The organism is Neobacillus drentensis, assembly GCF_036962125.1.
Classification (GTDB): domain Bacteria; phylum Bacillota; class Bacilli; order Bacillales; family Cytobacillaceae; genus Neobacillus; species Neobacillus drentensis_B.
In genome coordinates this window covers 66119-77993 of sequence record NZ_JBALOA010000024.1, presented here as the reverse complement: position 1 = coordinate 77993, position 11875 = coordinate 66119, and the positions used below count along the sequence as shown (strand labels likewise).

General features: G+C 38.3%; 11 protein-coding genes and 1 pseudogene. 9 read left to right on the top strand and 3 right to left on the bottom strand.

Going from position 1 to position 11875, the window contains the following annotated elements:
• Positions 1-105: 105 nt before the first annotated feature.
• Complete coding sequence (locus tag V7121_RS19735; protein ID WP_098263287.1) at positions 106-426, bottom strand: winged helix-turn-helix transcriptional regulator; 321 nt, start codon at positions 424-426, stop codon at positions 106-108.
• A 204-nt stretch (positions 427-630) separates the two neighbouring features.
• Here V7121_RS19735 and V7121_RS19730 point away from each other — a divergent pair, with 204 nt between their 5' ends.
• From V7121_RS19730 to V7121_RS19705, 6 genes are all read left to right on the top strand, one after another.
• Entirely contained in the window at positions 631-2037 is a 1407-nt protein-coding gene (locus tag V7121_RS19730; protein WP_335547537.1) for a DHA2 family efflux MFS transporter permease subunit, read from the top strand.
• A 151-nt stretch (positions 2038-2188) separates the two neighbouring features.
• A complete protein-coding gene (locus V7121_RS19725; protein ID WP_335547532.1) occupies positions 2189-3148 on the top strand; it encodes an NAD(P)H-dependent flavin oxidoreductase in 960 nt (319 codons plus the stop codon).
• Positions 3149-3171: 23 nt separating this feature from the next.
• Positions 3172-3441, top strand: a complete 270-nt coding sequence (locus V7121_RS19720; protein ID WP_335547530.1) for an NADPH-dependent FMN reductase — start codon at positions 3172-3174, stop codon at positions 3439-3441.
• An 18-nt stretch (positions 3442-3459) separates the two neighbouring features.
• Positions 3460-3720, top strand: coding sequence for a hypothetical protein (locus V7121_RS19715; protein ID WP_335547528.1), 261 nt, complete (start codon positions 3460-3462; stop codon positions 3718-3720).
• Positions 3721-4075: 355 nt separating this feature from the next.
• The gene (locus V7121_RS19710) at positions 4076-5053 is read left to right on the top strand and encodes an NADPH:quinone oxidoreductase family protein (RefSeq protein WP_335547526.1); all 978 of its coding nucleotides are present in this window, start codon (positions 4076-4078) and stop codon (positions 5051-5053) included.
• 375 nt (positions 5054-5428) lie between these two features.
• On the top strand, positions 5429-5827 hold the full coding sequence (locus V7121_RS19705) for a cytidine deaminase (RefSeq protein WP_192654742.1): 399 nt from the start codon (positions 5429-5431) through the stop codon (positions 5825-5827).
• Between the two features lie 700 nt (positions 5828-6527).
• Here the strand turns inward: V7121_RS19705 and V7121_RS19700 are convergent.
• Positions 6528-7367: pseudogene (locus V7121_RS19700) on the bottom strand (tyrosine-type recombinase/integrase).
• A 403-nt stretch (positions 7368-7770) separates the two neighbouring features.
• Between V7121_RS19700 and V7121_RS19695 the strand changes: the two are divergent.
• On the top strand, positions 7771-8346 hold the full coding sequence (locus V7121_RS19695; RefSeq protein ID WP_335547524.1) for a hypothetical protein: 576 nt from the start codon (positions 7771-7773) through the stop codon (positions 8344-8346).
• A gap of 749 nt (positions 8347-9095) precedes the next feature.
• Here V7121_RS19695 and V7121_RS19690 read toward each other — a convergent pair.
• Complete coding sequence (locus V7121_RS19690) at positions 9096-9725, bottom strand: DNA-3-methyladenine glycosylase family protein (protein WP_335547522.1); 630 nt, start codon at positions 9723-9725, stop codon at positions 9096-9098.
• A 298-nt stretch (positions 9726-10023) separates the two neighbouring features.
• On the opposite strand from V7121_RS19690, the gene V7121_RS19685 reads away from it, so the two are divergent.
• Together V7121_RS19685 and V7121_RS19680 are read left to right on the top strand one after the other, a co-directional pair.
• Positions 10024-10851, top strand: a complete 828-nt coding sequence (locus V7121_RS19685; protein WP_335547521.1) for an electron transfer flavoprotein subunit beta/FixA family protein — start codon at positions 10024-10026, stop codon at positions 10849-10851.
• Complete coding sequence (locus tag V7121_RS19680; protein ID WP_335501948.1) at positions 10852-11874, top strand: electron transfer flavoprotein subunit alpha/FixB family protein; 1023 nt, start codon at positions 10852-10854, stop codon at positions 11872-11874.
• Position 11875: the final 1 nt, after the last annotated feature.

Here is an 11875-nt window from a genome sequence, read left to right as displayed (position 1 = left end):
ACATTTACGGGGCAGTTCACACCAGCCGGCTGTTTTACCGTCTATAAAATAAAATACTTTTGTTAGTTTGTTAAACAATCTTTTTTCATAAAAAGTTATCAATTCTTATTCTAAATTGCAATCCCCCCATTCAGACATACTTTGAAGGATTGGTAAAAACTGCTGGCCAAGATTTGTTAAAGAATATTCTACTCTTGGTGGGACCTCTTTATAAATTTCACGATGTAATAGTCCGTCACTTTCTAATTCTCGGAGTTGCTTCGTTAGCATCGATTGTGTAATATCTGGAAAAATGCGTTTTATCTCCCCAAATCTTCTTGTTTCTGCGGAAATATACCACAAAAGTGACAATTTCCACTTCCCACCAACTATTTTTTGAACTTTGTTTAGTCCACAATCACCCGAATACTTCTTGCTGTGGTCCATATTTTCCCCTCCAAAAATATATATTAAGATCTTAAAAGTGTGTAAAACCTCATTAGTATTGTTTTTAATAGTATGTTCTAAAAATAATCGTACTTGTTTAAAATAGGATACTCCAATAAGATAACAAAGGCAAGACAATATTTAAATTTTACTATATAGATTATGGAGGAATAAAGATTGAAAAAATACAATACGCGTGCCATTATGGCATCCTTGCTTATCTGCGGTTTATTCGGCTTCCTAAGCGAAACTGCCCTCAATGTTGCACTGACTAATTTAATGGAAGTATTCCAAATTTCAGCCGCAACTGCACAGTGGTTAACAACTGGGTACTTGTTGACTATAGGCATTTTAATGCCAATAAGTGGGTTGTTGTTGCAGACGTTTACTACAAGACAGCTCTTCACAGGTTCACTTATCAGCTTAATCGTTGGTACATTAATCGCGGCGCTGGCGTTCAATTTTGAAATGTTAATGTTCGGCCGAGTTTTACAGGCAGTAGGTATGAGTTTTTTGCTCCCACTCTTGTTCAATACAATTCTCGTCATTTATCCTCCTGAAAAGCGGGGGGCGGCAATGGGGTTAGTCGGACTTGTTACCATGTTTGCGCCAGCGACCGGACCGACCATAGGTGGTCTAGTAGTCGGATATTTAACATGGCATTCCATCTTTTGGTTATCACTTCCATTTTTGGTTTTAGGGTTTTTGATAGGGTTGAAGTATTTGGAAAACGTTACGGATGTCACAAAGCCTCGGATAGATTTACTTTCTCTGTTATTGTCAACGATTGGATTCGGAGGAGTTGTGTTTGGCTTTAGTAAGGCGGGCGAAGGAGCTGAAGGTTGGGGTAGCGCAGTTGTGATTACTTCGATCATTGTTGGACTCGTCGCGCTAGTGCTATTCATACTGCGTCAGAACGTTATGAGTGATCCGATGATGAATCTGAGCGTTTTCAAGTATCCGATGTACGTCGTTGGGGCGATTCTAGTAGTGTTATGCCCGATGATCCTGATGTCGAGCATGATTATCCTCCCGATGTTTCTACAGACGGGCGCAGGATTGTCTGCGTTCACTGCGGGACTCATGCTTTTGCCGGGCAGTGCGCTGAACGGTCTCCTTTCCCCGCGTATGGGGCACTTGTTCGATAAATATGGGCCAAAATGGCTCGTTATTCCAGGATTCGCTATCGTTTCAGTCATGTTATGGTTCTTTACTACCCTATCTCCTGCTTCTTCAGTGGCCTTTATGGTGGCTTTGCATATAGGGCTCATGGTTGGGGTAGGTATGATATATATGCCTGCTCAAACGAACGGACTTAATCAATTACCGCCAGAACTATATCCGCACGGTACGGCAGTCTTAAACACACTACCGCAGGTTGCAGGCGCGATTGGAATAGCTGTAGCTGTCAGTATCCTTACGAGGGGGATGGACAAGTATTTGCACGCCTCCTCCGCTCCGGCCACACAGGCCGAAATAGCAAACGCGATGACGGCGGGAGCACAAAACGTGTTCTTGTCCATGATTATCATTGCACTGATTGGCTTGGTCACAGCATTCTTCATTCGCCGTGTTGTAGTCAGCCGTGAAGTGGTGCATTCGCCACATTGATGTTTTGTCAGCGTATCTCTTATCGGTATTTATGAAGAACGTACGAACTAAATGGAAGGAAAAATGGGGTGTCGGTTGGAATTTTTTGAGCTGGTATCATTTTTAACCAACTAAAGGTTCTTGAAAATATCGTAAGCAGGAGGATTCATTAATGAATAATAGAATATGTGAAATACTAAATATAGAAAAACCGATTATACAGTGCCCAATGTCTTGGGTTATTAATGCCGAATTTGTTGCAGCGGTAAGCAATGCTGGTGGATTAGGATTTCTAGGTCCAAATGCGGGTCAGATTGAAATAACTCGTTCACCCGAAATTAGTGAGGAAAGAATGAGAAGTGAAATACAAAAAACAAAATCATTAACGAATAAGCCATTTGGAGTATCTGTGCTCGTAAATCGTGATTTAGCATTCACATGGCCAATTTTAGAAGCAGTGATTGACGAGAAAGTTCCCGTTGTTCATGTAGGCGGTATGCTGGATGATAGAATCTTTAAACCATTAAAAGAAAACAATATTAAAATTGTTTATAGACCCCTTACTCCTACTATTGAAGATGCAAGAGCTGCAGAAGAATTTGGAATAGATGTTTATGTAGCGACTGGATTTGATGAAGGTGGTACGGTTCCAGAACGAGTTATTGGAACATTTTCGATTGTTCCAATGATTGTAGATGCTATAAATACTCCTGTAATGGCAGCTGGTGGTATTGGAGACGTTAGAGGAGTGCGTGCTGCATTTGCTTTAGGCGCTGAAGGTGTTTATGCTAGCAGTGTCTTTATTCCAACAAAAGAAAATCCAGCAGCAGAAAGCGTGAAACAAATAATTGTAGATGCTACAGCAGAAGATTTACTAATGTTTCGTACTTTACCAGCATACTATCGGTCTTTACCTACTAAATTAGCGAATAAACTAGTCGAAATGGATAAACAAGGTGCTAGCCGTGAAGAAACAGCAAAAATGATGCGTGGATCAATTGGAATGCGTATCGGTATGCTAGAAGGCAATACAGACGATGGCTATATTTCTATAGGTACTGGAATTACGCCAATTAAAGAAATCGGAACTGTAAAAGAAGTGGTTGATACATTAATGCAAGACTTTAATTAATATTTAGTGAAGGAGTGATTCGTATGGAAACAAAGATTAATATTGTAGCCCTATCAGGAAGTAATCGAAAAAAATCATCCACTCAAAAAGCACTTAATAGCCTAAGAAAATTCATGCCCAACCATGTTGAATATGAAATATACAATGGTATTGAAAAACTTTCGCATTTTAATCGTGAATTAGATAATGATAAACCACCATTAGAGGTGCAAGTATATAGAGAATTACTTTCAAAAGCAGATGGAGTCATTATCTGTACACCTGAATATATAAAGGGTGTACCTGGTGTCTAGAAAAATGCCTTAGAATGGTTGGTTTCGTCTGCTGAGCTTTATACGAAACCAGTAGCGGTTATCACATCTTCATGTGATGGGGAAAATGCTCATCAAGCATTACAACTCAATTTAAGTATGTTAAATGCGAATGTATTCGATGGTGGAGCATTATTAATTTCTGGAGCAAACAGTAGATTGAACGAAGACGGGGAATTTGTAAATAATGAAGTTAATTCCTCACTAAAGTTATTAATATCTAAATTGCTAGAAGAAGTCAATAAGAAAGGTTCTTTTTGAGAAGCAGTGTTTTAGATAACAAGCCTTTTACAACGAAGCGAAGACGTACTTATTCCAAATGGATAATAGTAATATACGCGACAAATTAGTAAAAAAATCAACAGAAGAACTGTCATTGCTGGGTAATTTCCAGAGGGTTAATTAGCAAATTAAGCATTATTTAGTTTTCTTGATCTACTCCCAAACGTGAAAGGATTTGCTAAAAAAATACTTAAATTGAATTACAAGGAGATATAGAAATGAAGAATCAATACAATACGCGTGCCATTATGGCAGCCCAGGTCGCCTAATGTTGCTAATCTAAAATTTTGTCAAGAAGAGCATTATAAATATTATTTATCGAGGAGAACTGTTTATGTTAAGTTGGCAGGCACATTCTTTAGGAAAAGCAGAAGAGGTTGTAAAAAAAATAGTAATTCCATTACCGGAGCCCCAAGAAAACGAAGCTAGAATAAAAGTTCTGGCTACCATACTGGGACTACCCGATAAAATGATGCTGGATGGAACTTATCTAGTCATCAAAAAACTCCCTATTTCATTCGGCCAAGAGATCGTAGGGATTGTAGATAAAGCTGGCCCTGGATATCCGTTTAAAGAAGGTGATCGTATCATCGGAGGTGCAAATTTCCATGTGGGTTTAGGAGGGTTAGCGGAATATTGCATAAGTCCAGGTGACAGCGCTATATTGGCACCATCAACGCTTTCAGATGATGAAGCGGCTAGTTTCTTAGGGTCATTTCATGTCGCATATGTCGGCCTAGTTAACCGTGCAGCACTAAAATCCGGGGAAACGTTACTTGTATTAGGCGGGGCAGGCCGAACTGGATCAGCAGCCATTCAATTAGGCAAAGCACTTGGTGCAACCGTCATTGCCACAGCGAGGGCTAAAAAACAAGAAGAGTTTTGTCGTGCTCAAGGAGCAGACTATGTCCTTAATCCAGCAGAGCAAGGGTTTGATGAAACCATTGATAGGTTTACTCAGGGTCAGGGTGTCAATGTAATTTATGATACGGTTGGTGGTGACTTGTACACCAAGGCTGTAAATAGCATTGCCTTAGGAGGGCGAGTTGTACTAATCGGATTTGCGAGTGGAACCTGGGGGCAGCCTGATCCATTGCATATCCAAATTAAAGGCTATTCTGTTACAGGTGCACTTCACACAATTCGCTCAGAAGAAGAACGTACCGAGAGTATCAAGGTTTTAGATAATTTGGTGGAAACAGGAGAAATAAAACCCCCACCTACCTCTGTTTATGCATTTGATAATGCTCCGGATGCTCTCGCCTCTCTTCGTGAACGACAATTAGAATTAGTCGTTGTAAGAGGAACCTAACTGATGTCATCACATATATTTAGTACCTTGACTTACTCCATGTTCTAAGGACATAAATATATATCTTTACACGTAAAAGTTCAGTTTAAATGGTGTTGCTTGGAAATTCCTAATTCTCAAAGCGTATTGGGGAGTAGATAATATAAGTCTAGTTGAGTTGAATAACAAAGTTAAACAAATGGATGCGTTGTTCCAAATAACGTGGTAGTTTAATTGAAGAAGTAAATTTAATCGATATATTTGTAAATAGTATCCTTGTTACACCTACTATATTGACAAATATCTATTTCATATATAGTATTAATAGTCCTGTCAACAGAATGTTGACGTTTAGGGAACTTTGAAAAGTTCATTCTTAGAAAAAGGGTGGATAAGTTGAATAAAGAGCAATTAATGGAAAGTGCACGTAAGATGAAAGTGAAAGCATACGTACCATATTCCAAATTTCCAGTTGGAGTAGCATTATTACTAACTGATGGTACTGTAATTAATGGAGTAAACGTAGAAAATGTTTCACTAGGTGCAACCAATTGTGCTGAGAGAACGGCTATTTTTACCGCAATAACAAATGGTTATAAAAAAGGTGAGTTCCAGGCTATAGCTGTCGCAGGTGATACGGTAGATTTTCTTCCGCCTTGCAGCATTTGCAGACAAGTTTTAGCAGAATTTTGTTTACCTGAAATGCCAGTTTATTTAACTAACGAGAAAAAAGATATATTAGAATTGTCCTTAAAAGAATTGCTACCTTACGCATTTACAGATTTAGAAATGTAAAAATAGAAAAGGGTTATTGGACTAACTCATTGGTGGCAGAGTCAATTTAAATAGAAAAGTCGATTCCCTAAGACTGGGAGATCGACTTTTTTATAGTTTAAAGCCTCATTATCGTTGGAAATCCCATGTTCCTGACCTTTCTTAAAGGAACTCAACTTTATCAGTAAACCTTTAAGTTTGTGATTAGATTCACTTAAACTATCGAGTGCTTATGTTAAAGATGGGATAGCTGCGGCGATCCGGTTTTCTTGTTGATTTAACGGAGCAGTTTTGCTTAACAAGATTCACTCAAAATAAATGATTAACTTAAGGTGAAATTTAGTCGGTGGGGAGGTTCATTTATCATGGATAAAATAATTAAGAGTTTTTTAGAAACAAAATACAATATCAAGACTTTTATGATGGGATAATCGATTTTATAACAAATAATAATATCATGAATGGTGAGTATGAGTGCAATGAATATGTAATAAAAAAAATGGACCATACAAACTTTATTATTTTTCTAGAGTACACATTTCCTGATGAAAAGAACCCTAGAATTATCCCTAGTTCTACATCAATTTATAGGGATGACTTAATTCAAGTGATTAATGAATTTGCCAAAAAGCAAGGCTTTGACTTAAGAGATTCTTATTAAGCAAACAGCGGGCAAGAGTGAAATAAGCAACGCATTCAAGATGCGTTGCTTTATTTATATTTAAAAGTACTTCGTATATAATTGCTGCCTGATACTTCCACTTAACTGGGCATATATCCGGGTAGTTTCACTTTTCTCATGACCTAATAAGCTTTGAATAACATCGAGCGGTGCTCCATTATTCAATAAGTGGGTTGCATAGCTGTGCCTCAGTTGGTGCAGATGAATGTCTTTGTTAATGCTAGCCTGGTTTGAAATCCGCTTAACAATGTATCGCATCTGGGCAATGCTTATTCGGTGAGGATCCCGTTCTGTGACAAAAATAGCAGTGTCCCTGTCTAAACGACTATCAAGGTATCGTTTTAACCAAATTTCGCATCGGATATTGAAATAGACTTTCCTTTCCTTATCGCCTTTACCTCTTATTATGGCTGATCGGTTCGACCAATTAATTCTTCCTCTGTCCAAGGAAATAATTTCTCCTATTCAGCATCCTGTGGAGAACATGAATTCAAACAGAGCATTTTCCATGGGGGAACAACAGGCTTCCCGTAAATGTTCAATTTCCATTTCGGTCAAAAATTTAGGAATTCGTTTCCCGGTTTTAGGTTCTTTTATTTTAGCTGCAGGGTTTTGGGGGATATGTCCTTCTTCATGAGACCATCGAAAAAATGATTTCATAAAACGAATTCTATGAGCCAAACTTGCAGGCTTGAGGTTTTCGCTTGATTTTGCTAAGTAAGCTTTTAATTGGTATGTAGTGACTGCTTCGAGTTCAGCATCTTTAAAAAAACGGATAAATAAAATGGATTGTAGTTTGTATGCCTTTAATGTTTGAGGTGAAAAGCCTTCAATTCGTTTGTCAGCTTCGTACATGTCCCATGCTTTAGATAATAACAATTTCATCTCTCCCGATTTCTTTTTTACAGGAATTATTGACTCTAATGACGAAATTGAAACAGCAGTTGTTATTAAAGGAGCAATTTTGCATACATTAATCTGTAATATTTTGTATAGAATTCGAATATAAGCTATGAAAATCTCCTCAAACCATCTTCCCCCTAATGATTATCAATTAGTTGGTATTGTAGCCTATCTGGAAAAAATGAATAGGGAGAGTTGTCATCCAAGGAACAATTAAATGGTAAGGCAATATGGAGCCTCCTAAAAATAGAAACCTTGGGGGAGAATTGAATTATTTATCTATGATGAAAAAAATCGCTTCTTTTCGCCATTAATGAGGAAAGCAAGTATCATTAATATGTAGTTTTATTTATAAGTGCGAAGAGGAGATTAATTTTGAATGAAGTTAACTATTGACTATTTTAAATTATTGTATAATGTCGCAAAGGAAGAAGATCCCACTTGTATTAACGGAGAGTTCTATATAACAAGCAAGGAAGAACTACTGGATAAAGTAGTTAGACCTATGCATCAGTTTAAAAACAACAGGTCTATGGACATTATTTGGGAAGGTGAAGGTCTATATCATATCTGGCACAATAAAGGAAAATTTCAAATTCTTAATAGTATCCAGATTTTTGAAAAAATAACAAAAATGAATCACAAAATATACTTGGGAGATGAGGTAGAAATTAAAAAAGCCATTGAAGAAGAGTTCAAGAATATAAATTTAAATTATCTATATCTGGTCTGGGAAGTGGATCAAATAGCACAGCTTACTGGTAAGTATAGGGATTTAATTTTATTAGATTCTCACTACAGTAATCGAGTACTTACTGACTCTGAGGTTTTTGAATTGCTAGAGTTTTCTAATCCTGATGCTCATAATTATCGTGTCTATGAAATAAGAGAGTTAGAACCCGAAGATTTAGCTGAATACTTTAGACAGAAAGACCTTGCCCACCTTATACTGTAAAGGTTCCATAATGTGGCTCTTGCACTAACGGTCCAGGTTAATGAAAAGTGCTGTTTGTTATTTGTTCAACAATCGGGCGCTATTATTGAATAAGCAGGATAAGAAACAGCTTTATTTACTGCGCAGTACAACGATACTATTCAATAGAAAAATTGTATTTAATACGGGAGCACTTTTTGATTAATTATTAAATAAATAGGTAAACACCACTACATCAATATGTCTGCGACCAACACTCAAGCCATGTGGAATGTGGAAACATTGATTATAATTCTATTGTTATAATTTTACACATAATGGTATTTTTTCTATAATTAAGCTGTAAAGGACGAACGAAAACTATTACGGTGATTGAACATTAACTGTGTAAGTCGTCAATTCAACGCTGATATTGACTATGATTGATCAGAATGATTGAGGGGATTATATAGGACAGTCTTCAAAACTGCTTGAGACCTGCAAGCCAACTCTGGTGAATTTTATTCCCATAAAGTTCCGCTAATACTGACTTTTTAACATTTTTAATGGCGAAAAATGACAGTCACTGTTCACCAATTATTAGCAATATGAATTTGAGCCCATCTCGAATGAGAAGGGCTTTTATTTTTTGAAAGAAGATGTGAAGACTTAGATTGATTTTAAAATTTATAAGCTAGCAAGTTCTACTTTTTTCAAAGGTAATAAATTATTATTAGAAAGGCGTACCTATTTCAAGCATCTATATTAAATTGAGGGAGGGGAATTGTTAATTAATGTTGATAATAATCATCAAAGGACTTGTAACTGGTTACCAACCCACGGTTGACTGCCTCCCATAGATAAAGGGAGGCAAGTGAATGATATGGTTCCCATTTTAGCCCTTTTTCTATTAAAGCCTTTTTTCCATCCTCAGTACTATACAACCATTTGGCTCCACGTTGTAAACCTACATCTAGTATAGATAAAACATCTTCTCGGCGCAGGGAGAAGATTAAGAACATTTCTGCAGTCCATGAGCCTATTCCTTTGACACTTGTTAGAGTATTAATTACTTCACTGTTACTTAATTCATCCAGAGTTTCTAATGTAATTCCTTTATTTAGCACTTTTGCAGATAGATCCTTTATATACTTAATTTTTTGATATGATATACCAATCTTTCTAAGTGCCTCATCAGAGAGGAATATTACTTTTTCGGGAGTAATAGTCCTTTTTGTTAAATCAATAAAACGACGGTATATTGTTTCTGCTGCTTTTATTGAGAGTTGTTGACCAATGATTAATTTTCCTAGTGACAAATAATGATTGTCCTGTTTATGTAATTTTAATTCGCCAATAAGGTCAATCAGCTTACCAAGAACGGGGTCATTTTTCTTTAAAATATCTAACTTTTCTCGCATCACATCACCTTTTTCTAATGTAGTATATTACATTGTATTAAAAATCTAGGATGGTTGCTTAAGAATCAATAAATGCCAGGCACAATCGAAAAAATAGGATGGTGCCTGGTATATTTTTGGAACCATCCCCGTGGATCCCGTGGAGTTTTTGTCAGAAAATTCGCATGTTAGGACATCTCTCTTAATAAAGTAGATATAGACGGGTGTAACAGGCCTTTTAGCTGAGTAACATCCGGGAAGTTTCGTATGGCGGTATTAAAGAACCCGTGGGCTTTTTAAGTTAGATGGGAGGGGTTTAATGTTTCATATTGTAGCCTGTATCAAGCAAGTGCCTGACACTAAAATTATTAAGATGAATCCAAAAACAAACACTATGGACCGGAGGACAGCACCTGCTATTTTAAATCCGTATGATGCTCATGCCGTTGAAGAAGCCGTTCGTTTAAAGCAACGATATGGTGGGACTGTTTCAGTTGTCACGATGGGTCCACCTCCAGCTGTTTCCGCTATAAAGAAGTGTATTGAAATAGGCGCGGATGAGGGGTATTTAATCACGGACCGCCGGTTTGCGGGTGCCGATACATTGGCTACGAGCTATGCTGTGACAAAGGCGATTGAAAAAATTGCAAAAACCAGGCCCGTCGATTTGATTATTTGCGGAAAAATGTCCATCGATGGAGATACCGGGCAAGTCGGACCCGGAATAGCAAGAAGGCTCGATATTCCACCACTCACTTCTGTGAACAACGTCGTGGAAATCAATTTAGAAGAAGGATATGCCGTTGTCCATCGCAAGCTGGAGGATGGATATGAAGTCGTCCAATCCACCTTGCCCTGTTTATTTTCCGTTGAAAAAACCATTAATGAGGTGCCATATTCTCCGATGCCGAACATGATCAAAGCTGCCAGATACCAACCACATATCTGGTCTGTTGATGACATTGAAGATGTAGATATCAAGCAGCTTGGTTTAAAGGGATCCCCAACAATTGTTTCCAAAGTATGGGCTCCCGGGAAGCCTGCAGGGGGAACATTTCTTGAAGGCAGCCCAACAGCACAAGTAGAGCAATTGCTTCAGGTCCTGCTTGAAAAGAAGGAACTGTTTGTAAGTAAGGAGGGGATGTAATTGGATTTTAGCGAGTACAAAGGTGTTTGGGTCTTCATTGAACAAAAGGACGGAGAGGTTGCCTCCGTATCCCTTGAATTATTAGGTGCTGGTAGAAAATTGGCTGATAAACGGGGTGTGGAACTAGCAGGTATTCTCATCGGGGAAAATGTTAAACCTTTAACAAAGACCGTTTTTGAATATGGAGCAGATACCGTGTATGTCTATGATCAACCCCTCTTTAAGCATTACCGGACCGAGACCTACATGAAGGCGCTGCTAGAGTGCAGTGATAAATATAAACCGGAAATTATCCTCTATGGGGCCACCTCAACGGGAAAAGACCTGGCAAGTGCAGTAGCCACCGATCTGCCGACAGGGTTGACGGCGGATACGACGGAGTTGGATGTGGAAGAGGAAACGGGGTTACTCCTTGCAAGTAGGCCAGCGTTTGGCGGAAATATTATGGCGACCATTTTATGTAAAAAGTACAGGCCGCAAATGGCGACAGTACGCGCCAAGGTCATGAAGGCGCTGATCCCGGAGGTGGGGAGAACAGGCAAGGTCATCGAAGAAACCGTTTCACTAAAGGAAGAAGATATCCGGACAAAAGTCTTGGAAATTGTAAAAGAAACGGTTAAAAAGGTAAGAATCGACGAAGCGGACATCGTTGTGGCCGGAGGAAAAGGCTTAGGCAGCTACGAAGGATTTCAGTTAATACACCGGTTGGCAGAAACCCTTGGAGGAGCCGTTGGTGCGAGCAGGGATGTGGTGGAAGCGGGATGGATTGCTCATCCACATCAAGTAGGGCAAACCGGTGTGACGGTAACGCCAAAGATTTATTTTGCGATTGGGATTTCTGGTGCGATTCAACATATTGTGGGAATGAAAAATTCTGGTTTAATTATTGCCATTAATAAGGACAAAGAAGCTCCTATCTTTCAGAACTGTCATTATGGAATTGTTGGCGATGCCTTTGAGATCGTTCCTGTCCTAATCGAACAGTTTAAGCATGCACTTTCTAGTGAAAAGGTGATGAAGTAAG